The sequence below is a fragment of the Polynucleobacter sp. AP-Latsch-80-C2 genome (assembly GCF_018882185.1).
Taxonomy (GTDB): Bacteria; Pseudomonadota; Gammaproteobacteria; order Burkholderiales; family Burkholderiaceae; genus Polynucleobacter.
In genome coordinates this window covers 29,488-56,250 of the sequence record NZ_JACVOY010000005.1, presented here as the reverse complement: position 1 = coordinate 56,250, position 26,763 = coordinate 29,488, and the positions used below count along the sequence as shown (strand labels likewise).

The following is a 26,763-nucleotide window of genomic DNA, read 5'->3' as shown; positions in this document are numbered from 1 at the left end:
TATTAATGACAAGCTCAAACGAAAACGATTCATCTCCGGTAGTAAATACATCGGCAGCCCCTACAAATTCTGAAGGTGCGTCCTCTCAAGAAGGCGGCGCAAAACCTGAAGGTCGGGAAGGTGGCGATCGCCGTCCCCGTCGCCAGGGCAGCGGTAAGCATCCGTTTAATAAGAAGCGCACTTTCAATAAAGACAGGCCACGTCGTGAGGGTGATTCCTCGGGCGCTCCTAGAGAGCCTGGTGGCAATCAATCAGCCAAGCTAGCGCCTAATCCAGCAGATATTGAGGCCTTGTTTGCTTCTGTAGTTTCTGGAGAATTTGATGCGGCATTAGATGCGCCAGAAGCACTCGAGACAAAAAATCCGGATGGTTTAGATGAAAGCGCGATCTCTCATCAAACTGGTGCAGAGCGACGCGCGCAACGTGCCCAGCGCTCAGGCGATGATGAAGATTCTGATGTTCCAACAGAAGAAGAAATGAGCAGTTTGCAATTTGCTAATGTTGATGATTTGCCTCTCAGCTTGCGTGATGAAGTGTGGTCAGATCTCGACGGTCTTGATGACGATGCTGATGATGAAGATACCGTCAAGCTCCACAAAGTATTAGCAGATGTTGGTATGGGCTCGCGCCGGGATATGGAAGATTTGATTATTCAAGGTCGCGTCTCCGTGAATGGTCTGCCTGCACATATTGGCCAACGTATTGGCCCTACTGATCAAGTACGTATAAACGGCAAGCCAGTACATCGCAAGATTCAAACCAAGCCACCACGCGTGATCATGTATCACAAGCCCTCAGGCGAAATCGTGAGTCAGTCCGATCCAGAAGGCCGTCCAACAGTGTTTGATCGTTTGCCAAAACCACGTCAAGGTCGTTGGATTGCAGTAGGACGTTTGGACTTTAATACCGAAGGCCTATTGCTATTTACAACCTCAGGCGAGTTGGCTAATCGCTTAATGCATCCTCGTTACGGCGTTGAGCGTGAATACGCTGTCCGTATTTTGGGTGACCTGAGTCAAGAAAACATGACTCAATTAAAGACCGGCATCACCTTAGATGACGGCCAAGCCAAATTCTTACGTCTTTCTATGGGTGGCGGGGAAGGTGCAAACCGTTGGTACCACGTTGCCCTGACTGAAGGTCGTAACCGTGAGGTGCGCCGCATGTTTGAAGCAGTCGGGCACACCGTCTCTCGTTTGATTCGTACGCGTTATAGCATTTTCTTATTGCCTCCACGTTTAAGACGGGGCAAATGGGAAGAGATTGAGGCGGGCGGCATTTATAACTTGATGAAGTTTGCAGGCTTGAAGATGCCTCAGCCTCAAGATAAAGGCCGTAATCTAAATTCACAGGGTCGTGATCGTCACGCCACTCCAAGTGGTGACTTTCAGCCAGACCCAATGCAAACCTCGGTTTCTTATTGGGGTTCACGTGATGCACTAACCCTCGCAAGTGGTCACAACGGCCTAACCCATCAAGGGCGGGGCGGTAAGCCGGGCGGTGGATCGGGTGATGGTCGCGGACCTTTTCGGGGGCGTACCCAGGGTGGTAGACCTGGTCAAGGCGGTCAAGGTGGTCAGGGCGGACAAGGCCAAAATCGCAATAAAGCCAAAAAAGTGCACCATGGCCAGTCTGCTTTTGTGACGGCAAACCCCCAAATCCCAGGAAATGGACCTAAAAGAACCGCCCCTAAAGGGCGAAAACCCTTCAATAAGGGTCCGAGAAAGCCTCGAAACCCCGGCGAAAGCTTCTGATTTCTAACAGTTTTCCCCTAAATCAGCTATAATTTTGGTCTTACTGCAGGATTCTGCAGTTTTTAGTTGTTACCGACTGATGTTGCGATCAACGTAAGTCGGCCTGTTCTGAATTTCGAGAATATGGGCTTCAAAGCCCATTTTTTTTTGCCAATTTGGCATGAAGGGGTGTCGTGAAGGATCAGCAGGTTATTTCTGCAGAGCTGGAAAACTTGGGTTACACGCTAGTGGAAATTGAGCGTGAAGCCGGAGGTTTGCTGCGCGTCACGATCGAAAACCCAGATTATGAGCGTTTAATCAACGTTCTCGATTGCGAAAAGGTAAGTCATCAACTGAGCTACTCGTTGCCGGTTGAAAACATTCCTTATGAGCGTCTTGAAATTTCTTCACCGGGCTTAGATCGTCCAGTGAAGTCAGCGGCGGATTTTGTGCGCTTTGCTGGCATGGAAGTAGACATGAAGTTGCGAGTCGCGGTTGGAACTCGTAAGAATTTTCGTGGTGTGTTGCAAGGCTTGCTGAGCGGTGAATTAGATTCGCCTGATGCGAAGTTTGGTTTGGTATTTGAGGGTGCTGATGGTCAGCCCTCTCAATTGGAGTTTTCTTTGGCCGAAGTCGATAAGACTCGGTTGGTCCCTGTTATTGATTTCAAAGGAAGAAAGTCATGAGCCGAGAAGTTCTCATGTTGGCAGACGCTTTAGCGCGTGAAAAGAACGTTGATCAAGCAATTGTGTTTGAGGCGCTCGAAATGGCGTTGGCATCAGCCACTAAAAAACGTTATCCAACGGAAGATGTTGATATTCGTGTGTCCATTGATCGAGAGTCTGGCGAGTACGAAACCTTCCGTCGCTGGTTGGTTGTGCCAAACGAAGCAGGTTTGCAAGAGCCAGATAAAGAGATTTTGCAATTTGAAGCTCAAGAACAACTTGCAGATATGGAAGTTGGCGACTACATCGAAGAGCAGATTGAATCTTTAGCTTTTGGCCGCATCGGTGCACAAGCAGCTAAGCAAGTGATCTTGCAGCGTATTCGTGATGCTGAGCGCGAGCAGATTCTGAACGACTACCTAGAGCGTGGCGAAAAAGTCATGACCGGCACCGTTAAGCGTGCTGATAAAAATGGTTTGATTATTGAATCTGGTCGTGTTGAAGCTTTATTGCGTCGCGATCAAATGATTCCAAAAGAGAATTTGCGTTCTGGTGACCGTGTACGCGCCTATATCCTTAAAGTGGATCGTGAAGCACGTGGCCCACAAATTGAACTCTCGCGTACATGCCCAGACTTTTTGATTAAGTTGTTTGAGAATGAAGTTCCTGAAATGGAACAGGGCTTGCTAGAGATTAAAGGTGCTGCTCGTGACCCTGGCATCCGCGCCAAGATTGCTGTAGTCACTTATGACAAGCGCATTGATCCAATCGGTACTTGCGTTGGTGTTCGCGGAACTCGCGTAACAGCAGTGCGTAATGAAGTTGCTGGTGAGGCTGTAGATATTGTGTTGTGGTCTGAAGATCCTGCACAGTTTGTGATTGGTGCACTAGCACCTGCACAAGTTTCCTCTATCGTGGTTGACGAAGAGCGTCATGCAATGGACGTAGTCGTTGATGAAGAAAACTTGGCGATTGCCATTGGCCGTAGCGGACAGAACGTACGCTTGGCTAGTGATTTGACTGGTTGGCAAATCAACATCATGACTCCAGAAGAGTCAGCCGAGAAGACAGAAAAAGAAGCTTCTTCAGTGCGTCAATTGTTCATGGATAAATTGGACGTTGACCAAGAAGTGGCCGATATCTTGATTGAAGAGGGTTTCAATACTTTGGAAGAGGTTGCGTATGTACCGCTTTCTGAGATGTTGGAGATTGATTCATTTGATGAAGACACAGTCAATGAGCTGCGTACCCGTGCTCGTGATTCTTTGTTAACGATGGAGTTAGCAAAAGAAGAGCGCATCGGTGAAGTTTCACAAGACCTGCTTTCCTTAGAGGGAATGACAAGTGAATTGATTGCAAAGCTTGCTGAAAATCAAGTTCATACCCGTGACGACCTTGCTGAACTAGCTGTTGATGAGCTGGTTGAGGCGACACAAATTGACGAAGAAACTGCGAAAACGCTCATCATGAAAGCGCGCGAACACTGGTTTACTTCATGAGAGGAAGTAGTGCATGGCAACAACAGTAAAAGTACTCGCTAATGAACTCAAGCGCACTTCAGTAGATCTTTTAGATCAACTGAAGGCTGCTGGGATCGACAAAAGTTCCGAGGACGATAGCATTACCGAAAAGGACAAAACAGTCCTGCTCGAGCATTTGCAAAAAGCACATGGCAACGCTGATTCTGGGGCTCGTAAAAAGATCACTTTGATCAAGCGCGAGAGCTCAGAGATACGTCAAGCGGATTCCGCTGGACGTACCCGCACCGTTCAAGTTGAGGTGCGCAAGAAACGTGTGCTGGTTAAAGCTGGGGATAAAACTCCTGTAGTTGAAGAGGCACCAGTAAAAGCAGCTGCACCTGCAGCGCCTGCTAAACCAATACTCTCTGAAGAAGAGTTAGAGAAGCGCGCAGCTGAAGCGACTCGTCAAGCTGAATTATTAGCTCGTCAAGAAGCAGAAATGAAAGCGGCTGAAGAAGCCCGTCAAAAAGAAGCGGCTAATCCAGTGGTTGAGAAGGAGATAGAAGTAGTTGATGCTGCTCCTGATGCATTAGCTCAAGCTGCTGAGAAAAAAGCGCAAGCCGAAAAAGCGGCAAAAGATTTAGCAGCAAGCAAAGAAAAAGAGTTGGCAGATATTCGCGTGCGTCGAGCTGCTGCTGAGGCAGAAGCCTTAGCAATTCGCGACATGATGAGTGCGCCAGCACGTGTTCTTAAAGCACCTAGCGAAATTGCAGCTGAAGAAGCGAAAAAAGGAACGCTCCATAAGCCGGCTAAAGTTGAAGGCGCGGATGATAAGAAAAAATCCCCCGCTAAAGTTGGTGGAAAAACGATTAAATCGTCAGAGACATCTTCTACTTGGCAAGAAGAGGGTGCTAAGAAACCTGGTGGCCTCAAAACTCGTGGTGATTCATCGGGTGGTGTCGGTGGTTGGCGTTCTGGTGGCGGGCGTAAAAAACAACGTCAAATTGCTGAAGCAAACGTTGATACCAATTTCCAAGTACCAACAGAGCCAGTGGTTCACGATGTTCAAGTTCCAGAAACCATTACTGTTGCTGAGTTAGCTCATGCGATGGCGGTGAAGAGTGCAGAAGTGATTAAGTTGTTGATGGGTATGGGCCAAATGGTCACGATCAATCAAGTGCTCGATCAAGATACTGCCATGATCATCGTTGAAGAAATGGGTCACAAAGCACATGCAGCTAAATTGGATGATCCCGATTTAGATCTTGGTACCGATGGACACGATGCAGAGTTATTGCCACGTCCCCCAGTAGTTACCGTCATGGGTCACGTTGACCACGGTAAAACATCTTTGCTCGATAAGATTCGTGCAGCAAAAGTGGCTACAGGCGAAGCTGGTGGTATTACTCAGCATATTGGCGCCTATCACGTAGAAACGCCACGGGGCATGATTACCTTCTTGGATACCCCAGGTCACGAAGCCTTTACGGCAATGCGTGCACGTGGTGCTAAAGCAACCGATATCGTGATCTTGGTAGTGGCTGCCGATGACGGCGTAATGCCGCAAACCAAAGAGGCGATTCACCATGCAGTTGCTGGTGGCGTTCCATTAGTAGTAGCGATCAATAAGATTGATAAACCTGAAGCTAACTCAGAGCGCGTTAAAACTGAGTTGGTAGCAGAGCAAGTCGTTCCAGAGGAATACGGTGGCGATGTGCCATTTATTCCTGTGTCCGCAAAAACAGGCGAAGGTATTGATGCATTGTTAGAGAATGTTCTCTTGCAGGCAGAAATTCTTGAGCTCAAAGCCGCTAAAGATGCTCCTGCGCAAGGTTTAGTCATTGAGGCACGTTTGGACAAAGGTAAGGGTCCAGTTGCGACGGTATTAGTTCAGTCTGGAACACTCAAGCGTGGCGACATGCTCTTAGCTGGCTCCACCTTTGGTCGTGTTCGCGCGATGATGGATGAGAACGGTAAGCCATGTAATGAGGCAGGCCCTTCTATTCCGGTTGAGATTCAAGGTTTGGCAGAAGTTCCTGCTGCAGGTGAGTCCGTTCAAGTGGTTCCTGATGAACGTAAGGCACGTGAAATTGCATTATTCCGTCAAGGTAAGTTCCGTGATGTGAAGTTAGCAAAACAACAGGCCTTTAAGCTCGAAACCATGATGGAGAATATGGAAGAGGGCGCAATTGAAGCGAAGTTGTTGCCACTCATCATCAAGGCAGACGTTCAAGGTTCGCAAGAGGCCTTAGCGCAATCCTTAATGAAGCTTTCTACACCAGAGGTTAAAGTTCAGATCGTTCACGCAGCTGTGGGTGGCATTACTGAAACTGACGTTAACTTGGCTGTTGCTTCTAAAGCGGTCATTATTGGCTTTAACTCTCGCGCTGATGCAGCTGCACGTAAGTTGGCTGAGAACAATGGTGTTGATATTCGTTATCACAACATTATTTATGACGCTGTAGATGAAGTGAAATTAGCATTGAGCGGCATGTTGACCCCAGATAAGAAAGAAGAAATCACCGGATTGGTTGAAATCCGTCAGGTCTTCTTGGTATCTAAGGTTGGTGCTATTGCGGGTTGCTTGGTAGTAGACGGTGTTGTTAAACGCACCTCTAGTGTTCGCCTCCTGCGTGACAACGTGGTTGTCTGGACTGGTGAGCTCGACTCTCTCAAGCGCTTTAAAGATGACGCAAAAGAAGTTCGCGCCGGTGTTGAGTGTGGCCTGTCATTAAAAGGCTACAACGACATCAAAGAGGGCGACCAACTTGAAGTCTTTGAAGTTACTGAAGTTGCGCGTTCACTGTAATCCTGAGCAATATGCATAAAACTAGCCCGCATCGTAACCAGCGTCTCGCCGATCAAATTCAGCGAGACCTGGCCGAACTGATTCCTCGTGAGTTGCGTAGTCCAAGCCTAGGCCTAATTACACTGCAAAGTATTGAGCTCACACCAGACTTGGCGCATGCCAAAGTCTTTTTTACTGTCTTAGGCGCAGAACCTGAGCATGCATTAAAGGCGCTTCAGGAAAAAGCAGGCTACTTACATTCATTGTTATTTAAGCGTTTGCATATTCACACTGTGCCAACTTTGCATTTTCACTATGACAGCTCAGTTGAGCATGGCATAGAAATGTCTCGATTGATCGATCAAGCGGTAGAGAGCGATCATAAAGACGAGAAGCAATAATTCTCATGTCTATTCGTATCGATGGAGTGGTTCTATTAGACAAACCTGCGGGCATGAGTTCGCAAGGTGCGGTCACCGCTGTTAAACGAGCGTTCAATGCGGATAAAGCTGGACATACCGGCACTTTAGATCCGATGGCAACTGGCCTACTGCCAATCTGTCTTGGCGAGGCAACAAAGTACTCTCAGGATTTATTGGAAGCCGATAAATCCTATGTGGCTAGAGTCAAGTTTGGCGCGCGCACTGATACCGGTGATGCAGAAGGCCAGATCATTGAAGAGTCGGCCTTGCCTCTATTTGCTGACGAGGCTGCTATCAGATCAACGCTCGATGCTTTACTCCCAAAATTTACAGGCCCGATTTCTCAAGTGCCTCCGATGTATTCCGCCTTGAAGCGTGATGGTAAACCTCTTTACGAATATGCCCGTGCGGGTGTTGAGCTTGAGCGCGCTCCACGTGACATTACGATTCATCAGATTCGCTGGACCGATATTCAGTGGCCTGAAGCTACATTGGAAGTGAGTTGCAGTAAGGGTACCTACATTCGTGTATTGGCAGAAAATCTTGGCAATGCTTTAGGATGTGGCGCCCATTTAACAGGCTTGCGTCGTACTGAAGTGGGGCATTTAACTTTAGAGCAATCTTTTACGATGGAGTCGATTCAACAAGGCTTAAAAGATAGTTCGACTTATATATTGCCAGTAGATGCACTTTTGCAAACCTTGCCGCACCTTACGGTAGATGAGCAACAGGCTAAACGCTTGGAGATGGGGCAACGCGTTCCACTCAATTTACCTTCCATTGAAGCATTGGTTCGCATCTATCGTGCTACCGCTGCTCCTCACAACTTTATTGGTACTGCTGATTGGCGTTCAGGTGTTTTACACCCCAAGCGTCTGATTTCGCAGGCTCATTAACTCTTTAACCTTATTTCAACCAGAATTTCTTATTCTTAACTTTAGAAGCTTCACATGACTAAACGCGCACTTCGTAACATTGCTATCATCGCCCACGTTGACCACGGTAAAACGACCTTGGTTGACCAACTCTTACGTCAATCTGGCACATTCCGTTCCAATGAAAAAATGACCGAACGCGTCATGGATTCAAACGATTTGGAAAAAGAGCGTGGCATTACTATTTTGTCCAAGAACTGTGCTGTTGAATATGACGGTACACACATCAATATCGTTGACACGCCAGGACACGCGGACTTTGGCGGCGAAGTAGAGCGTGTGCTCTCCATGGTTGACGGTGTTCTCTTGTTGGTGGATGCGGTTGAAGGCCCTATGCCGCAAACCCGCTTTGTAACTAAGAAAGCTTTGGCTTTGGGTTTAAAGCCAATCGTGGTGATTAACAAGGTAGACCGTCCAGGCGCCCGTTGTGATTACGTTATTAATGCGACCTTTGAGTTATTTGACAAACTTGGCGCTACTGAAGAGCAATTAGATTTCCCAATCATCTACGCATCAGGCTTAAATGGCTATGCAGGTACAACAGAAGATGTTCGTGAAGGCGATATGCGTCCATTGTTTGACGCCGTATTGAAATACGTTCCTGTGCGTGATGATGATCCAGATGGTCCTTTGCAGTTCCAAATTTCTTCCATCGACTACAACAGCTATGTTGGCAAGATTGGTGTTGGTCGCATTAGCCGTGGTCGTATTAAGTCCGGAATGGAAGTTGTTTGCATGAACGGTCCTGATGGCGTGCCATTTAAGGGTCGTATTAATCAAGTATTGAAATTCAAGGGTCTTGAGCGTGAGATTGTTGACGAGGCAGTTGCAGGCGATATTGCATTGATCAACGGTATTGAAGAATTGGCTATTGGTACAACGGTTTGTGCGGTTGATAAACCAGATCCATTGCCAATGCTCAAGATTGATGAGCCAACATTGACGATGAACTTTATGGTGAACACGAGCCCATTGGCTGGTCGTGAAGGTAAGTTTGTAACGAGCCGTCAGATTCGTGAACGTCTTGACCGCGAATTGAAGGCCAATATGGCTTTGCGTGTACGTGAAACTGACGACGACACTGTATTTGAAGTTTCAGGCCGTGGTGAGTTGCACCTCACCATCTTGGTTGAGACGATGCGTCGCGAAGGCTACGAAATGGCAGTTTCACGTCCTCGCGTAGTGTTCCATGAAGAGAATGGCGTGAAGATGGAGCCCTATGAAAACTTAACGGTTGACGTAGAAGATGCTACTCAAGGCGCCGTGATGGAAGATTTGGGTAAGCGTAAAGGCGAACTCCAAGACATGGTCAGTGACGGTAAAGGTCGTACCCGTCTTGAGTACCGTATTCCTGCTCGTGGTCTGATCGGATTCCAAGGTGACTTCATGACAATGACCCGTGGTAATGGTTTGATGAGTCACACATTTGATGCCTATGCACCAGCAAAAGACGGTATTTTGGGCGAGCGTCATAACGGTGTATTGATTAGCCAGGATGACGGCGAAGCAGTTGCCTATGCCATTTGGAAGCTACAAGATCGCGGTCGTATGTTTGTAAAGCATGGTGATCCTGTATATGAAGGTATGGTAATCGGTATCCATAGTCGTGACAATGACTTGGTTGTGAACCCAATTAAGGGTAAGCAATTAACGAACGTCCGCTCTTCAGGTACCGACGAAGCAGTTCGTTTGGTAACACCAATTGATTTGACCTTGGAGTATGCGGTTGAATTTATTAGTGATGATGAGTTGGTTGAGGTAACACCAAAAAGCGTACGTATTCGTAAGCGTCACCTCAAGGAGCATGATCGCAAGAAGGCATCACGCGAATAATCGCTGATAAGACCTTGCTATCCAACAAAAGTCACCTCCGGGTGGCTTTTGTTCTTCCTTGAAATCAAATCTTCAAAAATATCAGTAAGCAAAGTAAAAATATATCCTCATGCTGCCATCCATCGAACAACGTCTTGCCCAAGAACTTTCTGCTAAACCAGCTCAAGTAGCTGCTGCTATAGCCCTCATGGATGAGGGTGCCACAGTTCCATTTATCGCTCGTTATCGTAAAGAAGCTACTGGTGGCTTGGATGATGTTCAATTGCGATTGCTAGAGGAGCGCTTAAGCTATCTCCGTGAGTTAGAGGAGCGTCGTAAAACCATTGTTGCTTCAATTGAAGAGCAGGGCAAGATGACGCCAGAGTTGCTCAAGGCCATTATGTTGGCAGAAGATAAGACTCGTCTTGAAGATTTATACCTGCCTTATAAGCAAAAACGGCGTACTAAAGCGCAAATTGCATTGGAAGCTGGGCTAGAGTCATTGGCAAATGATTTGCATGCCAATCCATCGTTGGATCCTGAGATTGAGGCAGCAAAATATCTTAAAGAAGCCTTTAAAAGCGAGCAGGGTGATAACCCCGGCGTGCCAGATGTAAAAGCAGCGTTAGAGGGTGCGCGTCAAATATTGATGGAACGTTTTGCAGAGGATGCAACTCTCGTGCAATCCTTACGTTCTTATTTGCAAGATCATGGCGTAGTGGAATCCAAAGTGATTGCTGGTAAAGAGCAGGAGGGTGAGAAGTTTGCTGATTACTTTGATTACTCTGAGCCGATTAAGGCTATTCCATCTCACCGTGCATTAGCTCTATTTAGAGGTCGTCGCGAGCAGATGTTGATGGTAAATCTGCGTCTTGATACCGAAGAAGAAAAGCCCAAATGGGATTCACCGCATAATCCTTGCGAATCCCGCATTGCCAATCATTTCAAGATCAAGAATGATGGCCGACCTGCCGATGCTTGGTTGGCTTACACAGTCCGCTGGACTTGGCGCATTAAATGTTCTCTGCATCTAGAGTCTGAATTGATGACAGCGTTACGTGAGCGTTCAGAAACCGAAGCAATTAATGTATTTGCACGCAACTTAAAGGCTTTGCTTTTGGCTGCACCGGCAGGTCCAAGGGTCACCATTGGATTAGATCCCGGGATGCGTACCGGCGTTAAGGTAGCTGTAGTAGATGCCACAGGAAAAGTCTTAGATACCGATGTAATTTACCCCCATCAACCAAAAAATGATTGGGCTGGTTCATTACGCACCTTGGCTAAGTTGACTGAAAAGCACCATGCCAGCTTGATTTCGATTGGCAATGGAACCGCTTCGCGTGAGACTGATAAATTGGCTCAGGAGCTGATTAAAGCCAAGCCAGAACTCAAGCTCACCAAGATCGTGGTCTCTGAAGCGGGAGCATCGGTTTACTCTGCCTCTGAATATGCTTCAAAAGAATTGCCAAATATGGATGTCTCATTACGCGGTGCAGTATCGATTGCACGTCGATTGCAGGATCCCCTGGCTGAGTTAGTAAAGATCGATCCTAAATCAATTGGCGTGGGTCAGTACCAGCATGATGTGATGCAAACCCAGCTCGCTAAATCCTTGGTAGCGGTGGTAGAGGATTGTGTGAATGCTGTAGGAGTGGATGTGAATACTGCCTCAGCACCTTTATTGGCAAGGGTCTCAGGACTGTCATCCACAGTAGCCGAGGGAATTGTTTCTTATCGCGATAGTCATGGCGCATTTACATCCAGATCTGAACTCAAAAGTGTTCCACGCTTAGGTGAAAAAACATTTGAGCAGGCTGCCGGTTTCTTGCGCATCATGAATGGTCCAGATCCTTTAGATGCATCTGCAGTGCATCCTGAATCCTATCCCTTGGTTGAGAAGATTCTGAAAGATATTAAGAAGGGTGTCAAAGAGGTAATCGGCGATGCGGGTCTACTGAAATCACTTTCACCAGAAAAGTATGCCGACAGTCAGTTTGGTATTCCAACGGTGACTGACATCATTAAGGAATTGGAAAAACCAGGCCGTGATCCGCGTCCAGAATTTACCACCGCAACCTTTAAAGATGGCGTTGAAAAAGTGAGCGACCTTAAGGTGGATATGATCTTGGAAGGCGTGGTGACTAACGTTGCTGCTTTCGGTGCCTTTGTAGATATTGGCGTACATCAAGATGGCCTAGTCCATATCTCAGCACTCTCCAATACGTTTGTTAAGGATCCTCATACTGTTGTTAATGCTGGTCAGGTTGTGAGAGTTAAAGTGCTTGAGGTGGATGAGCAGCGTAAGCGGATCGCCCTAACAATGAGATTGACTGATGAGGCGCCAAGAGCAAAATCAACTTTAGCAGAGGGAAGACCAGCTGCTCGCGCGAGATCTACAGAGGCAAAAAAACCTCAAATGGATAAGCGCTCAGCACCCCCGGTAAATAGTGCTATGGCTGATGCATTTAGCAAGCTAAAGGGTGGTTGAAGCATAGTTATATTTGTAGTAACATTGCTACATTATCCGAAAACGGAGATGTGCATATGATTACCACCCTATCTAGTCGCGAATTCAATCAAGATACTGGCAAAGCTAAGAAAGCCGCTGAATCAGGGCCAGTATTCATCACTGATCGAGGCAGACCCGCTCATGTATTGATGTCATTTTCTGACTATCAACGCTCCATTGGTAAGCGTAAGAATATTTTGGAGATGCTCAGCCTGAAGGGTGCGGGGGATATTGTTTTTGAGCCCGAGAAAATGACTGGCCTTACAAATATTGTCGAGATTTCTCTTTAAATGTATCTACTAGATACAAATGTAATCTCGGAGTTTAGAAAAGCTGCCGATGGAAAAATCAATAAACGAGTAAAGCGTTGGGCTGACGAAATCGCACCTGAGTTAATGTTTATCTCTGCAATTACTGTTTTAGAGCTTGAAACGGGTGTGTTGAAAATAGAGAGGCGAGATAAAAAGCAAGGTCTGATATTAAGAAAGTGGCTAGATAAGATGGTTATCCCCACTTTTATGGAAAGGGTGTTGCCGGTGGATCTTGCGGTGGCTCAGCGTTGCGCAAGCCTCCATGTCCCTAATCCAAAGTCAGAAAGAGATGCGATGATTGCTGCTACTGCAATCGAATATCGAATGACTATCGTCACTAGAAACGTTGGTGATTTTAATCAGTCTGGGGTCAAGATCTTTGATCCTTGGGATTGATCCCTTTAATCAGAGAGCTTGCTTCTTTAGGCTCTAAAGGGCTTGATCAGAGCCTCTAGACCATAGGCATCATTTGCTGCCCTGAGTTCGTCAATCTTCTCGCGTAATTTTTTAACCTCTTTGCATTTCAGGGGCTGAATTTTCTTGCGGCTTAGGCCATAAGTATCAACCAAATAGCGCACTCGTGAGAGGCAGATTTGCAAACGAATAATCCAGTAGATGGCAAAAAGACCGGGTGCAAATAGCAGTAACAATAAACTCATATAGATCCCTATCTTAGTAGTGGATTGATCTGGTTATCTTGATTAGATAACTTGACAGTCCACTCCTAAACAATGCGCTTCTAGAGCAAATAAAACAAGTCTTAAGTAGATGCTTTCAGCGCTGAAAAGCTTTCTGCTTGCGCTCTATGCCAATAGAGTTCGTAGACTCTGGATAAATTCGGTATGTTGATGACGAAATTATCTTGTAATAGTAGGCCTGCAGGCATCTCCGGCATGAGAATAGATAACAGACTCACTTCGTTTTTGCTGATGCGGCGAACAATATGAGGGGCGTCAATTTCACCGGGGTGGTTTAAACCAGCTGCTTCTACTAATTCCTTGAGGGCTCGTAAGCTTTCATTGTGAAAGTTAAAGACTCGTTCCGCTTTATTGGGAACAACCAAAGCTTTCTGGCGTTGCGGATCTTGGGTGGTAACGCCAGTAGGACAAAAGCCAGTATTGCAAACCTGCGCCTGTATGCAACCCACAGCAAACATGAATCCTCGTGCGCTATTACACCAGTCTGCACCCAAGGCGAATGCCACAGCCATATCAAAAGAGCTAATGATTTTTCCAGAACAACCAATCTTGATATGATCGCGTAAATTAACGCCTACTAAGGTGTTTTGAACAAGGCGCAATCCCTCTTGCAGTGGCGTGCCCACATGGTTAGTAAATTCAACAGGAGATGCGCCAGTACCACCTTCTGAGCCATCAACCACAATAAAGTCGGGATGAATATTGGTTTCAAGCATTGCCTTGACAATGGCAAACCATTCCCAGGGATGACCAATGCACAATTTAAATCCGACTGGCTTGCCGCCAGACAGATCTCTTAAGCGCTTAACAAAATGGAGTAGCTCAATCGGGTTAGAAAATGCGGAATGTGAAGCGGGAGAAATGCAGGCTACACCTTCTGGAACGCCGCGAGCAGCAGCAATCTCTGCTGTTACTTTTGCCCCTGGCAAAATGCCGCCATGTCCAGGCTTTGCACCCTGACTTAGCTTAATCTCTACCATCTTCACTTGAGGATCGAGTGCATTAGCCTGGTACTTTTCGCCATTGAAGCTACCATCGGAATTGCGGCAACCAAAATAGCCAGAACCAATTTCCCAGATCAAGTCACCGCCATGAACGCGGTGATACTCCGAGATGGAACCTTCGCCAGTATCGTGAGCAAAACCACCTTTTTTTGCGCCAAGATTCATTGCCAAAATAGCATTTGCGCTAAGCGAGCCAAAGCTCATTGCGGAGATGTTGAAAATGCTGGCGTTATAGGGAAGCTTGCAATCTTTGCCGCCAATCATGACGCGAAAATCATGAGTAGGTAATTTTGTCGGCGCTAGGGATTGGTTAATCCATTGGTAGCCCGGAGCCATGACGTCTAGAGTGGTGCCAAAGGGAATAGAGTCCGGCACTGCTTTGGAGCGTGAGTAGACCAAGGTTCTTTGTTCGCGTGAAAAAGGGGTTTGGTCGTTATCCCCTTCAATAAAGTATTGCCGAATTTCAGGGCGGATATATTCCAATAGGAAACGTAAATGCCCTATGACGGGGTAGTTACGCAAAATAGACATTTTTGTTTGAAAAATGTCGTAGAGACCGATCACCGAGAGTAATCCAAACAGGATTAAGAATTGCCAAGCACGCTCATGTAGCTCTAGGGCAACGCCACTAGCAATAGCGCCTAATATGCAAATGGCAAATGGAATATATCGAATGTGAAAAAAATTGCTTGATTTGATATTCATTAAATCCTCGGTTCAGGCCTGCAGTATAAGCCTTCAACGGGGGTCTAATTGCGAGATAATAGGCCTATTAATAGTCAGCAGGTGGGTGGGATGAAAGTCAATTCCGAAGGGGTCTCTTCTTCGCGCGTATTTTTGCCAGCAGGGCAATCCTATGCCAATTTATTGGACTTTTTCGCTTCTCAATTTCCGCATATCGAAGTCAGTGAGTGGCAAGCGCGTTTTCAGGAAGGGCTAGTAATGACCCTGGACGGTAGGCCTGTAGCAGCTAGCGACCGATACCAAGCCAATATTCATTTGCAATACTTTAGGCGCCTAGCCCGAGAGCCAGAGATTCCCTTTAAGGAAAGCATTCTCTTTCAGGATGAGCATATTTTGGTGGCTGACAAGCCCCATTTTTTACCGGTGACTCCGAGCGGATTGTATTTGCACCAAACCTTACTTAATAGGTTAAAGAAAGCCACCGGAATCCAAACGCTCAGCCCAATTCATCGAATAGATCGGGATACTGCAGGCTTGGTGATATTTTCTCTAAATCCAAATGAGCGAGCCAACTATCAAAATCTCTTTAGAGATCGAGTCGTAAAAAAGGTTTATGAGGCAATTGCGCCATACTCGGAAGATCTCAGCAATAAACTTCCAATGACATATCAATGCCGCCTAGAAGAGTCACAACATTTTTTGCAAATGCAAGAAGTGAAGGGTGAGCCGAATGCCGATACTTATATAGAGTTAATCGAAATATCTAAGCCTTGGGCAAGGTATCGACTTACCCCTGGTAGCGGTAAGAGGCATCAATTACGTTGCCACCTAAATGCTCTCAACATTCCCATTAAAGACGATCAGATCTATCCCGTATTAACCCCGTACCAAGAATATGATTTGGACTTTGAAAAACCTCTCCAGTTATTGGCCAAGTCAATTTACTTCACCGATCCCATCACCCAAAAGCCCAGAGAATTCCACAGCCAAAGAGAGATTGGATAACTCCGCCAAAAGCTAGCGCAAGGTCTTCAAACCGAGATTCCTTTGACATAAATCAAGCTTTTTGGTGAATCTAGTTGCAAATAGGAGTATGGTGAAAGATTCACCATTATCAAAATAGGATAGCAATGTCATTAAATCACGCAGTTATTTGGATTGACCATCAAGAAGCGCACGTCATGTTTTTGAGCGAGGCAGCCAGCGAAGCAGAAGTGATCCGTTCCAAGTCATCACATGCACACTTGCATCACAAGGGTGGCGAAGTAGGTAGCGGCAGACTGAAGTTGGATGAAAAATATCTACACTCTGTGATTAATTCAGTAAATGAAACTAAAGAGATTTTGGTGATTGGTCCTGGATCGGCAAAGTTAGAGTTAATTAAGCACGCACATCATCATGATCCTAAGATCGCTGCCAACATTGTTGGAGTTGAAACAGTAGATCATCCAAGTGATAAAGAAATTCTTGCTTATGCACTTAAGTTTTTCTACAAAGCGGATCAAATGTTATGAGTATGGAGCCCTTAGATTCTGATGGCTTGCCTGGCCATGATTATTTCTTGGATGCGGTTAATCATATTGACCAAGCAGTAGCAGATAGCAAGATTCCTGCTAGTGCTGCCAAGGGAATTGTCTATAGTTTGGTTGAAACGCTTGGAACGATGGTGGGTGATCCGGATTTACCAGCACACCTTAAATCTGGTTACATGGGCGCATTAGATCTTGCTGTTGAATTAGAGGCAAAGATCGCTAAATTGCGCTAGAAATACTCGCTAATTATCTCCTGACGGGTCTAGCTATGGGGCAACTTTGGTTGCTCCTTTTTTATTTGTGTTCTCCCTTTAAAATAGCGCTCAAATAAAGATTAATAAGAAGTGCATGACTAATACCCAAAAGAAACGCCTTGCTGTTGCACCAATGATGGAATGGACAGATCGCCACTGTCGAACTTTTCATCGCACCTTGACCAAAGAGGCTATCCTGTATACCGAGATGGTGACAACGGGCGCACTCATTCACGGGGATGTACCACGTCATTTAGATTATTCCCAGGATCAACATCCAGTAGTGCTCCAACTAGGTGGCTCTGAGCCAAGTGATTTGGCTAAAGCTGCAGAACTTGCGCAGCAGTGGGGCTATGACGAGATTGATCTTAATTGTGGTTGCCCTTCGGAGAGGGTGCAGCGAGGCGCTTTCGGTGCGTGCCTGATGGCGGAACCCAATTTAGTTGCTGATTGCGTCAAGGCAATGAAGGGTGCTGTCGACATCCCGATTTCCGTAAAGCATCGACTTGGTCTAGATTCCATGGATGCAGAAAATTCAGAACAAGATTATCAATTTGCGCTCAACTTTATCCTAGCGGTGGCTGATGCTGGAGCTAGTCAGGTAACCATACATGCACGCAATGCAGTGCTCAAAGGTTTGTCTCCTAAAGAAAATCGTAGCAAGCCACCACTGCGTTATGGCGTCGCTGCAAAACTAAGATTGGATGCGCAAAAACAATTCCCCAATTTAAACGTACTTCTCAATGGCGGATTGGAATCGAATGATCAGATGGCCGGTCATTGGGATGACTTCGATGGCTTCATGATTGGTAGAGCTGCATATCATTTTCCTGCCATGCTTTTAGGTTGGGATGATTTAATTAATACCAACGGCGATGCCGCAGGCTATCTCTTTAGTGAAACTAAATGGCATCGCATACAGATTGCATTGGTTAAACAAGTTCATGCCTGGTTTGATGAATGTAAAGCTAAAGGCAAGCCCTTTTACATTGGCGCCTTCACAAGACATATTTTGGGTCTAGCGCATGGTAGGGCAGGGTCACGCTATTGGCGCCAAAGACTCTCAGATCACCATGCTTTGGCCAAGGTGCAGAGCAAGGCAGCAATTACCGACTTTTTCATTGATGCCAGCCTAACCCTGGGGGATTGGGCGGCTTTTGAGTTCGAGGGCGCTTAGTTGGGGCTCCGGAGGGGTATTTTTGACAGGTTTTTGAGCAAAAAGCTATAATCTAGGTCTTCAGTGGCGGACGTAGCTCAGTTGGTAGAGTCCCAGATTGTGATTCTGGTTGTCGCGGGTTCGAGCCCCGTCGTTCGCCCCACCGAATTTCAGATTAAAAGCCCCGATACGGGGCTTTTTTCATTTCAGAATGTCTTATTTTTTAGCAATACGTGCTGATCTGGCAGACTCAGCCGCAAGATTTGACATCTTTACTGCTTCTGCGGCGGCAATGGCTGCACGCTTAGTAGCTTCCGCTGCTTCAGCAGAGGCCAGGCCAGGCTGGACATGGAAGACCCCTTATGGCGTTCCTGCTAAAGACTTAGAGCCTGCGGTACAGCTTAATCAAAAAGAAGCTGAGTCCATCTGTCGTTACTACGGCAAACGTTTACCAACAAATGATGAATGGATTTCAGCTGCTTTCTTGGAGCAAAGAAATAATCCTCCTGCTGGGTATGTCAAAGGTCAGCGCTATCCTTATCCGGGTGGGAGCACTTCAACATCATCTCACTGCCTAAGTGGCTGCGGTGATTACAAAGGCCTGGCTCCTGCGGGAGCGCTTAATCGTGGCACTGGGCATGTCATCACCGGCACAACGAAGCCCGGAGTGAATGGCTTATTTGATATGGGCGGCAATGTATGGGAATGGACAGCTACTGAGCGTAATGGCGGCTACATTACCCGCGGTGCTTCATGGTGGTATGGCCCAGATCGACAGCAAGAATCTGATGTGGAGTCCAAGCCGGGTGATATAGCCGTGGTTTACATTGGATTTCGATGTGTGGCTGATGCCGTGAAACAATAGGGGATGTCAAACTCTGCAATTGAATCTTCCGAGATAGAAGTAACGCCTGATTACCAGGCTGTCATTGATGCCATTGACCGGCGTGATCCTTATATTTTCGTCAGTGGTAAAGCTGGCACAGGTAAAACAACCCTGATTGGCTATCTACGAGAGACCATTCCCGGCAATGTTGTGGTCGTTGCTCCAACAGGTGTTGCTGCTCTTCAGGTGAAGGGGGTGACAATCCATTCTTTCTTTAGATTGCCGCCACGCCTCATCTTCCCAGAGGAAGACATCAAGCCACTGCGCGATAAGCGCTTATATAAAGACATCCGCCTGCTCATTATTGATGAGATCTCGATGGTGCGTGCTGACGTAGTGGATGCAATGGATTTGTTTCTACGTGAGAACGGCCCTCAAAAGGGAAAGCCTTTTGGCGGCATACAAGTGATGTTTGTGGGTGACTTATTTCAGCTACCGCCAGTCGTATCGAGCGCTGATATGCAGGTGCTTTCTGAGCGCGGTTATGAAGGCCCCTACTTTTTCTGTGCCATGGCATTGCATCGCAAAGATGTCGCGATGGTAGAGCTCTCAAAAATATTTCGTCAAAAAGATGAGCACTTTGCTGGTCTCTTAAATCAGATACGCATTAATCAAGATATTGATGAGGCACTTGATACATTGAATGCTCAGTGTTATCGCCAGGATCAAATGATTGATGAAGATACGATTACGCTAACGACGACCAATGCCAGGGCCGATCAAATTAACGGCGCTGGACTGCGTGCTATTGAAAATGATATCAAGGTTTATGCAGGCAAAACGACCGGCAAGTTCAATGTAGATGAGCGCAATTTGCCGTCTGCAAATCATTTAGCGCTTAAAGTTGGCGCTAAGGTAATGTTTACCGCTACGGATAGTGGCTTTCCGAAGCGCTGGGTCAATGGCACGATTGGAGTAGTGCGTGAGCTACTACCCGATAAGGTTAAGGTGATGGTCAAAAATGGACCCTATTCCAATACTGTTGAAGTGGTAGGGCACCAGTGGGAGTCTTATCGTTACGATCATGACATGATGTCGGGGAAGATATCCCCGCAGATCATCGGAACTTATGTGCAGATTCCGTTAATGCTTGCCTGGGCGGTGACAATTCATAAGAGCCAAGGAAAGACGTTAGATAAGGTGAAGGTTGATCTATCTTCTGGCGCTTTTGCATCAGGGCAGGTCTACGTAGCACTCAGTCGTTGCAAAACGATTGAAGGTATTTCGCTACAAAGACCCATTGAACCTAAAGACGTTAGCTGTGATCAAGAGATCAAGCGCTTTTATCTCAATTGCCTGCCTTCCCCGTAGGGGTGTTTTAAGCTCTTGACTACGTTCTTATTTAGTAATAACATTGTTATTACTATGAACAAGAAACATAATTCTATAGATCCGCCAACAGGCTCGTTGTACATCTCAGTGAGAGCTATTGGTAACTCCAGAGGAGTGGTCATTCCAAAAGTGATCCTTGAGCAGCTTGGTATCGATGAGGGCATTGATTTGACGGTTGAGGGTGAGAAAATTATTCTGAGTAAACCAAAAAATCTAGCCCGAAAAAATTGGGCGAATGATGCAAAGGCCATTGTGCTGGCTGGTGAAGATCAATTGATAGCAGGTGACTTCAATAACGATAGTGATGGAGACTGGGTTTGGTAAGAAGTATTGTTGGTCGTGGAGAGATTTGGTTAATTAACCTTGATCCAACTAAGGGTAGTGAGATTAAAAAAACTCGACCATGTCTTATAGTCTCGCCACAAGAAATGAATGACTATTTGCATACTGTCATTATTGCGCCAATGACAACCAAGGCTAGATCTGCAGAATTTCGTGTTCCAATTACTCATGACAAGAAGCAGGGGCTTATCCTGCTAGACCAGATTCGAACCATAGACAAGACTCGCTTAGTGAAAAAGATCGGCTCATCTAGCCCAAAAACCTTGCAGGCTAGCCTGAGGATTTTGCAAGAAGCATTTGCAATTTAGCTTTTATTAAAACCCAGCAGCCAATCCATCTCTGCGGTGATCGCTTCCTGCAATAAAGGCAGAGTCTGATTCTTCACTGATCATTGCAATAGCTTGGGCACTACCAAAGTCCAGGCTATTAGCTGGCATGACTGCTACATCATGACCGAGGTTTCGTAATCCTTCTACGACGCTTGCCGGCATAGCAGCCTCTACCGTTAACTTGCCAACATCATCAATACGCCAGCGGGGCGCGTCAGAGCAGGCCTGAGGATTGAGATACTCATCTACAAAGCGCATCACAAACTGAATATGCCCCTGGGGTTGCATATTGCCACCCATGACACCAAAAGCCATGGCAGGTTTATTCCCCTTTGTTAAAAAGGCCGGAATAATCGTGTGGAAAGGGCGTTTACCTGGCGATACTTGGTTAGGGTGACCCTCTTGGAGGCTAAAGCTCATGCCGCGATTGTGAAAGGCAATACCGCTTGGCGCCACTACTCCAGAACCAAAGCCTTTGAAGTTCGACTGAATATACGAAATCATCATTCCTGACTGATCGGCAGCGCAAAGATACACGGTGCCACCCGAATGAGGATCACCAGGACCATAAGTGCCGGCCTTGCCATGATCAATTAATGCCGCTCTGCTTGCTAAATAATCTCTATCTAGTAGGGCGCTTGGAGCTACTTTCATGGTGCTGGCATCAGACACATAAGCATACGCATCGGCAAAAGCCATACGCATTGCTTCTACTTGTAAATGAATGCGCTGCGCAGAGTTCGCTGGGTATTGTTTGACGTTCGCTGCTTCTAGTATGCCCAGTGCAATTTGCGCGGCAATGCCAGAGCCATTCGGTGGAATTTCATGGAGGGTGTAGTCGCCATAATCGAAAGCTAAGGGTTCTACCCATTCAGTGGTGTAGTCAGCAAAGTCTTGCATGGTAAAGCACCCACCGGTAGATTGTGCAAAATCCACCATACCTTGTGCGAGAGGGCCTTTGTAGAACGATGCTGTTTCTGTAGCGGCGATTTCTTTTAAAGTTTTTGCTTGGGCTCGATGTCGCCAGATCTGTCCAGCGGCGGGTGCTTTTCCGTCTAGTAAAAAATTATCTGCAAAGCCAGGTTGATTTTTCAAAATCGGAATTGCTTCGCGCCATTGACGCGCAATGACAGGTGAAACTGGAAAGCCATTCTCGGCATAATTTATCGCGCGCTTAAAGAGTTGCGCAAAGGGAAGTTTGCCAAATTTACGAGACAGCTCTAACCAACCCACAACCACGCCAGGAACAGTTACCGTATTCCAGCCAATGAGATCCATTGCTGATTTGCCAGAAAAATAGTCAGGCGTCCAAGCGGCAGGGGCTTTACCAGACGCATTTAAGCCATGCAGTTTCTTGCCATCCCAGATCAATGCAAAACCATCACCTCCTAAGCCATTCATCGTTGGCTCAACTACCGTGAGGGTAATGGCGGTAGCGAGTGCTGCATCCACGGCGTTACCACCATTTTGAAGAGCCTCAATACCCGCTTGGGTGGCGAGGGGTTGAGAGCTAGCCACTGTATTTCGGGCAAGAACTGGAGCGCGAGCACCACCAAAGGGAGGGGAAATCAACATAGAAGGCGTCATTGGCAAAAGGGTTAAATAAAGTCAGCCGATGATTGGCTTAGTCCACTTTGACATTCGCTGACTTTACTACTTTCTCCCATTTGTCATGCTCTTTAGCAGTAATCTCAGCTAATTGCTCTGAGTTGGCAAATTGCGGATGAATGCCTTGAGATGCCATGCGCGCCTTAAAGTCTGGGTTGGTCAAAATCTTCCGAATTTCACGTTCTAATCTTGCAACTACTGCGGGAGGCGTATTTTTTGGAACGTAAATCCCGTACAAGTTTTCCACATCAAATTGCTTCATGCCATCTTGACCTAAGGTCGGTACATTGGGCATTAATGGTGAACGTTCTGACGCAGCAATCGCGATAGGACGAAGCTTGCCACTTTGAATATGTGGCAATGAAGCTGTCACACTATCAAACATCATCAAAGTATTTCCAGCGATGAGGTCAGGTAATGCGAAGCTACTGCCCTTATAGGGAATATGCGTGCCCGTGGCACCAATCCGCTGCATAAATAAAGTGGCTTCCAGATGAGAGAGGCTGCCATTGCCCTGCGATGCGTAGCTAAAGTCACCTTTCTTGGATTTAATAAAGGCGATCAGCTCCGGTACGTTTTTTGCCGGAACACTTGGGTTAACGACGATGAGATGAGGTACCGCTCCAATTAATGCAACCGGCATAAAGTCCTTGCGCAAATCTGCGGGGGGATTTTTAAAGAGCGCTTGAGAAATCGATTGATTGGTCAGGGCACTAATATGAATGGTGTATCCATCAGGAGCGGCTTTCGCTGCAGCTCCAAGTCCAATCATTCCTCCGGCTCCAGGCTTGTTTTCCACAATGATTGATTGGCCTAGCGCCTCACCAAGGGGCGCAGTTACAGCACGCGCAAAGACATCCGTTGAACCGCCCGCAGGGAAAGCTAAAACGGCAACAATCGGTTTTTTGGGCCAATCTGCCTCATTCGCGGCATGAACCGATACGGATAAGTTAAGGAGCGTAATAAGGCTCAGGGCCAATAATTTTAAGGTAGTCATTTCAATATCCGAATAAGTGATGCGTACTATAGTATTAGAAATTGCAGGTGCACCTTAGAGAAAGTTTTGAACAATCCATGTCAGAAGCAAATAACACTCCGAACGATCTAGACATGTCAGCTTATTGGCTGCCATTTACCCCAAACCGGTATTTTCATCATCACCCTAAGATCATGCGATCTGCCAAGGGAGCTTACTACTTTGATGATCATGGTCGTAAGTTATTTGATGGCCTTTCTGGGCTCTGGTGCTCTCCATTGGGGCATGCTGATCCACGTATTGGTGCAGCCATCAACGAGCAATTTAAAACAATGGATTATTGCCCGGCATTTCAGATGGCAAGTGAGGCAACCTTTAGTCTTGCTAATCGCATTGCCAAAATGGCGCCTCAGGGTTTGGACAAAGTCTTTTTTACCAATTCAGGATCAGAAGCGGTGGATACGGCATTGAAAATTGCCGTTGGCTATCACCGGGTTATGGGTAATGCTTCACGCTTTAGGCTCATTGGCCGTGATCGCGCTTATCACGGTGTTGGTATTGCTGGGATTTCCGTTGGGGGAATGGTTGCGAATCGCAAAATGTTCGCCAATATGATGATACCGGGTGTAGATCATTTACCGCATACGCTTAATCTTTCTCAAATGGCTTTTTCAAAAGGGCAACCAACCTGGGGTGCGCATTTAGCGGATGAGTTAGAGAAGATCGTTGCATTACATGATGCCAATACCATTGCCGCCGTGATACTGGAGCCAGTGCAGGGCTCTACTGGAGTGATTGTTCCGCCAGAGGGTTACTTACAAAAGATACGAGAGATCTGTACTAAGCATGGCATTTTATTAATCTTTGACGAGGTCATCACGGGCTTCGGTCGTTTAGGCGCGAACTTTGGAGCAGATCGTTTTGGGGTTACTCCAGACATGATTACTTTCGCAAAAGGGATTACCAATGGTGTTATTCCCATGGGTGGCGTGATTGTGAGGGGTGATATCTATGAATCCATCATTGCGCAGGGCGGTCAAGAGCAGGTTATTGAATTCTTCCACGGCTACACCTACTCGGGGCATCCCATTCCAACTGCAGCAGCACATGCCGTATTGGATATTTTTGAATCCGATGAATTGGTAAAGCGCGCCAGAGAACTGGAGCCAGTACTTGAGGAAGGCCTACATGCACTCAAAGGAAAATCAGGCATCTTGGATATTCGCAACTTTGGTTTATCCGGTGCGGTTGAGTTGGATCCGGTGCCGGGTAAGCCTGGACTTAGAAGTATGAAGGTGCTCGAAGCCTGTATCGAAAGAGGTGCTTTAGTCAGGGTAGCAGGGGATACCATCGCAGTTGGGCCTCCATTTATTTCTAAGCCTGAAGAGGTCCAATTCTTGTGCAGCGTATTGGGCGAAGCAATTGATGCAGTAATGAAAAATTAGGACACAGATGAATTCATTTAGAACGGATTTTAAAAAACGACTTGCACAACCAGGTTTGGTGGTGGCACCTGGCGTATATGAGATGGTTTCTTTGCGACTTGCTGATCGCATGAATTTTGAAGCCTTGTATATGACGGGCTATGGAACGGTGGCGTCTTTGTTGGGTTTGCCTGATGCTGGCTTAGCCACATACACCGATATGGTGGGTAGAGTCACTGCCATGGCAGGGATGGCAAAAACACCATTGATTGCTGATGGTGATACTGGTTATGGTGGCTTATTTAATGTAAGGCATACGATTCGAGGGTATGAAGCAGCAGGGGCTGTCGCCATTCAATTAGAGGATCAGGAATTTCCAAAAAAATGCGGGCACACTCCAGGAAGGCGTGTAATTCCATTGGAAGATATGGTGAAAAAAATTGAAGTGGCTGTGAGTTCACGCACTGATCCCAACTTTCAAATCATTGCCAGAACTGATGCACGTACCACTCTAGGTTTGGATGAGGCTTTGAGACGTGGTGAAGCCTATGCAAAAGCGGGCGCTGATATTTTGTTTATCGAATCTCCGGAGAGCGTTGATGAAATGCAAACCATTTGTCAGACCTTTCAGGGCACGCCTTTGATTGCAAACATGGTAGAAAAGGGTCGCACTCCCGTATTGTCAAAAGAAGAGCTCGAAAAACTGGGTTACAAAATTGCAATCTTTCCAGTAACCGCATTGCTTGCTTCAGTGCAAGCAATGACCCAGGTGTATGAACAATTTAAGAGTACAGGATCCTCGGTAAATCCAGCGGTAGATTTATATGACTTTGGTGAACTATCGAAGTTGATGGGGTTTGAAGATGTTTGGGAGTTTGAGAAGAAGTTTGTAGAAACTAAATAAAAGTGAAGGCCTGAAATGAGATTACGTCACTACTGCATTTCTTTAGCTGTTTTGTTCACTGGCCTGATTTCATTTTCAGCTACTGCGCAATCAAGCTATCCCAATCGTCCGATTCGCTTAATAATCCCCTTTACCCCAGGCGGTGTTACTGATACTTCTGGTCGCTTCATTGCTGAGCAGCTTTCACTCAAGCTTGGCCAGCAAGTCATTGCCGATAACCGTCCAGGTGCCTCTGGCAACATCGGCACCCAAATGGTGGCTACTGCAGAGCCGGATGGATATACCTTGCTGTTGGGATATGCCGGTACTTTATCGATTAACCCATCGCTTTTTGACAAAGTGCCTTTTGATAGCCTGAAGGACTTCGCGCCCATCGGAAAAATTGGTGACGCTGTATTGATTCTGGTGGCCAATAATGATTTCGCAGGCAAAAATTGGGCCGAGGTGATTGCCATTTCCAAGAAGGATCCTAATGGTCTTTCTTACGGCACTTCAGGTTCTGGAGGCACTCCTCACATTGCAGGTGAGCTCTTGAGGCAAAAAACGGGCGCCAATTTAGTTCACGTTCCTTATAAGGGTGGTGGTCAAGCACTCATCGATTTATTGGGCGGCAATATTCCATTGGTCTATACCGCGGTAGCCGGTGCTAATCAGTACGTGAAGTCAGGGCGCGTTAAAGCTATTGCCGTATCTAGTGCAAAAAGAAGTCCAAGCCTGCCTGATGTCCCGACCTTTATCGAGAGCGGCGTTAAGGATTTTGAGATTGATGATTGGGTAGGATTATTGGCGCCAGCTAAAACACCTAAACCCATTGTGATGAAATTAAATCAGGCTCTCAATGAGATTTTGAATTCGCCTGAAGGCAAAGCAAAACTCCTTGGAATGGGCATTACGCCAACGCCTGGAACCCCTGAAAAGTTTGGTGAGCAAATTAAGTCGGACTTGCTCAGATTCTCTCCAATCGTGAAGGGTATGCAAATTAAATCCGAGTAAGGCAAA

At 46.6% G+C, this 26,763-nt stretch carries 25 protein-coding genes and 1 tRNA gene; 22 read left to right on the top strand and 4 right to left on the bottom strand.

The window, feature by feature from the left end; all coding sequences use genetic code 11:
- Positions 1-5 precede the first annotated feature (5 nt).
- From ICN47_RS06920 to ICN47_RS06875, 10 genes are all read left to right on the top strand, one after another.
- Positions 6-1,754 (top strand): pseudouridine synthase, encoded by a 1,749-nt coding sequence (locus ICN47_RS06920; protein ID WP_216219196.1) that lies wholly within the window; start codon positions 6-8, stop codon positions 1,752-1,754.
- A 173-nt stretch (positions 1,755-1,927) separates the two neighbouring features.
- Complete coding sequence (rimP, locus tag ICN47_RS06915) at positions 1,928-2,419, top strand: ribosome maturation factor RimP (RefSeq protein WP_216219195.1); 492 nt, start codon at positions 1,928-1,930, stop codon at positions 2,417-2,419.
- Positions 2,416-3,897 carry a transcription termination factor NusA gene (nusA, locus tag ICN47_RS06910; RefSeq protein ID WP_216219194.1) on the top strand — a complete coding sequence of 494 codons (1,482 nt, stop codon included), beginning with the start codon at positions 2,416-2,418 and terminating at the stop codon, positions 3,895-3,897. The genes rimP and nusA overlap by 4 nt, the downstream gene beginning before the upstream one ends.
- 13 nt (positions 3,898-3,910) lie before the next feature.
- On the top strand, positions 3,911-6,667 hold the full coding sequence (infB, locus tag ICN47_RS06905) for a translation initiation factor IF-2 (protein WP_216219193.1): 2,757 nt from the start codon (positions 3,911-3,913) through the stop codon (positions 6,665-6,667).
- Positions 6,668-6,678: 11 nt separating this feature from the next.
- Positions 6,679-7,047: a 30S ribosome-binding factor RbfA gene (gene rbfA, locus ICN47_RS06900; protein WP_216219192.1), complete on the top strand. Its 369-nt coding sequence runs from the start codon at positions 6,679-6,681 to the stop codon at positions 7,045-7,047.
- A 5-nt stretch (positions 7,048-7,052) separates the two neighbouring features.
- Positions 7,053-7,964 (top strand): tRNA pseudouridine(55) synthase TruB, encoded by a 912-nt coding sequence (gene truB, locus ICN47_RS06895; protein WP_216219191.1) that lies wholly within the window; start codon positions 7,053-7,055, stop codon positions 7,962-7,964.
- 54 nt (positions 7,965-8,018) lie between these two features.
- Positions 8,019-9,836, top strand: coding sequence for a translational GTPase TypA (gene typA, locus ICN47_RS06890; RefSeq protein ID WP_216219189.1), 1,818 nt, complete (start codon positions 8,019-8,021; stop codon positions 9,834-9,836).
- A gap of 109 nt (positions 9,837-9,945) precedes the next feature.
- On the top strand, positions 9,946-12,303 hold the full coding sequence (locus ICN47_RS06885; protein ID WP_216219188.1) for a Tex family protein: 2,358 nt from the start codon (positions 9,946-9,948) through the stop codon (positions 12,301-12,303).
- Positions 12,304-12,359: 56 nt separating this feature from the next.
- A complete protein-coding gene (locus ICN47_RS06880; RefSeq protein ID WP_216219187.1) occupies positions 12,360-12,614 on the top strand; it encodes a type II toxin-antitoxin system Phd/YefM family antitoxin in 255 nt (84 codons plus the stop codon).
- Positions 12,615-13,031: a type II toxin-antitoxin system VapC family toxin gene (locus ICN47_RS06875; RefSeq protein WP_216219186.1), complete on the top strand. Its 417-nt coding sequence runs from the start codon at positions 12,615-12,617 to the stop codon at positions 13,029-13,031.
- A 26-nt stretch (positions 13,032-13,057) separates the two neighbouring features.
- Here ICN47_RS06875 and ICN47_RS06870 read toward each other — a convergent pair whose 3' ends face one another.
- The gene (locus tag ICN47_RS06870; protein WP_216219185.1) at positions 13,058-13,294 is read right to left on the bottom strand and encodes a hypothetical protein; all 237 of its coding nucleotides are present in this window, start codon (positions 13,292-13,294) and stop codon (positions 13,058-13,060) included.
- 101 nt (positions 13,295-13,395) lie between these two features.
- Complete coding sequence (locus ICN47_RS06865; RefSeq protein ID WP_216219184.1) at positions 13,396-15,042, bottom strand: FMN-binding glutamate synthase family protein; 1,647 nt, start codon at positions 15,040-15,042, stop codon at positions 13,396-13,398.
- A 90-nt stretch (positions 15,043-15,132) separates the two neighbouring features.
- Here ICN47_RS06865 and ICN47_RS06860 point away from each other — a divergent pair, with 90 nt between their 5' ends.
- From ICN47_RS06860 to ICN47_RS06820, 9 genes are all read left to right on the top strand, one after another.
- Positions 15,133-16,026: a pseudouridine synthase gene (locus ICN47_RS06860; RefSeq protein ID WP_216219182.1), complete on the top strand. Its 894-nt coding sequence runs from the start codon at positions 15,133-15,135 to the stop codon at positions 16,024-16,026.
- A gap of 125 nt (positions 16,027-16,151) precedes the next feature.
- Positions 16,152-16,535: a translational machinery protein gene (locus ICN47_RS06855; protein WP_216219181.1), complete on the top strand. Its 384-nt coding sequence runs from the start codon at positions 16,152-16,154 to the stop codon at positions 16,533-16,535.
- Positions 16,532-16,786 carry a hypothetical protein gene (locus ICN47_RS06850; RefSeq protein ID WP_216219179.1) on the top strand — a complete coding sequence of 85 codons (255 nt, stop codon included), beginning with the start codon at positions 16,532-16,534 and terminating at the stop codon, positions 16,784-16,786. The genes ICN47_RS06855 and ICN47_RS06850 overlap by 4 nt, the downstream gene beginning before the upstream one ends.
- 115 nt (positions 16,787-16,901) lie before the next feature.
- Positions 16,902-17,984 carry a tRNA dihydrouridine(20/20a) synthase DusA gene (dusA, locus tag ICN47_RS06845; protein WP_216219177.1) on the top strand — a complete coding sequence of 361 codons (1,083 nt, stop codon included), beginning with the start codon at positions 16,902-16,904 and terminating at the stop codon, positions 17,982-17,984.
- Between the two features lie 66 nt (positions 17,985-18,050).
- Positions 18,051-18,126: transfer RNA gene (locus ICN47_RS06840), tRNA-His, on the top strand.
- A gap of 48 nt (positions 18,127-18,174) precedes the next feature.
- Complete coding sequence (locus ICN47_RS06835) at positions 18,175-18,828, top strand: SUMF1/EgtB/PvdO family nonheme iron enzyme (RefSeq protein ID WP_216219176.1); 654 nt, start codon at positions 18,175-18,177, stop codon at positions 18,826-18,828.
- 3 nt (positions 18,829-18,831) lie between these two features.
- Entirely contained in the window at positions 18,832-20,160 is a 1,329-nt protein-coding gene (locus ICN47_RS13050) for an ATP-dependent RecD-like DNA helicase (RefSeq protein WP_216219173.1), read from the top strand.
- 54 nt (positions 20,161-20,214) lie between these two features.
- On the top strand, positions 20,215-20,505 hold the full coding sequence (locus ICN47_RS06825; protein WP_216219172.1) for an AbrB/MazE/SpoVT family DNA-binding domain-containing protein: 291 nt from the start codon (positions 20,215-20,217) through the stop codon (positions 20,503-20,505).
- Positions 20,506-20,510: 5 nt separating this feature from the next.
- Positions 20,511-20,831, top strand: a complete 321-nt coding sequence (locus ICN47_RS06820) for a type II toxin-antitoxin system PemK/MazF family toxin (protein WP_216219356.1) — start codon at positions 20,511-20,513, stop codon at positions 20,829-20,831.
- Positions 20,832-20,837: 6 nt separating this feature from the next.
- Here the strand turns inward: ICN47_RS06820 and ICN47_RS06815 are convergent, their stop codons facing one another.
- Positions 20,838-22,427 (bottom strand): gamma-glutamyltransferase family protein, encoded by a 1,590-nt coding sequence (locus ICN47_RS06815; RefSeq protein ID WP_216219171.1) that lies wholly within the window; start codon positions 22,425-22,427, stop codon positions 20,838-20,840.
- 49 nt (positions 22,428-22,476) lie between these two features.
- On the bottom strand, positions 22,477-23,457 hold the full coding sequence (locus ICN47_RS06810) for a tripartite tricarboxylate transporter substrate binding protein (RefSeq protein ID WP_216219169.1): 981 nt from the start codon (positions 23,455-23,457) through the stop codon (positions 22,477-22,479).
- A gap of 77 nt (positions 23,458-23,534) precedes the next feature.
- Between ICN47_RS06810 and ICN47_RS06805 the strand changes: the two genes are divergently transcribed.
- From ICN47_RS06805 to ICN47_RS06795, 3 genes are read left to right on the top strand one after another with little or no spacing between them, the layout of a single operon-like run.
- On the top strand, positions 23,535-24,881 hold the full coding sequence (locus tag ICN47_RS06805) for an aspartate aminotransferase family protein (protein WP_216219168.1): 1,347 nt from the start codon (positions 23,535-23,537) through the stop codon (positions 24,879-24,881).
- Between the two features lie 7 nt (positions 24,882-24,888).
- A complete protein-coding gene (locus tag ICN47_RS06800) occupies positions 24,889-25,764 on the top strand; it encodes an oxaloacetate decarboxylase (protein WP_216219167.1) in 876 nt (291 codons plus the stop codon).
- A gap of 15 nt (positions 25,765-25,779) precedes the next feature.
- Positions 25,780-26,757, top strand: coding sequence for a tripartite tricarboxylate transporter substrate binding protein (locus ICN47_RS06795; protein WP_216219166.1), 978 nt, complete (start codon positions 25,780-25,782; stop codon positions 26,755-26,757).
- Positions 26,758-26,763 lie beyond the last annotated feature (6 nt).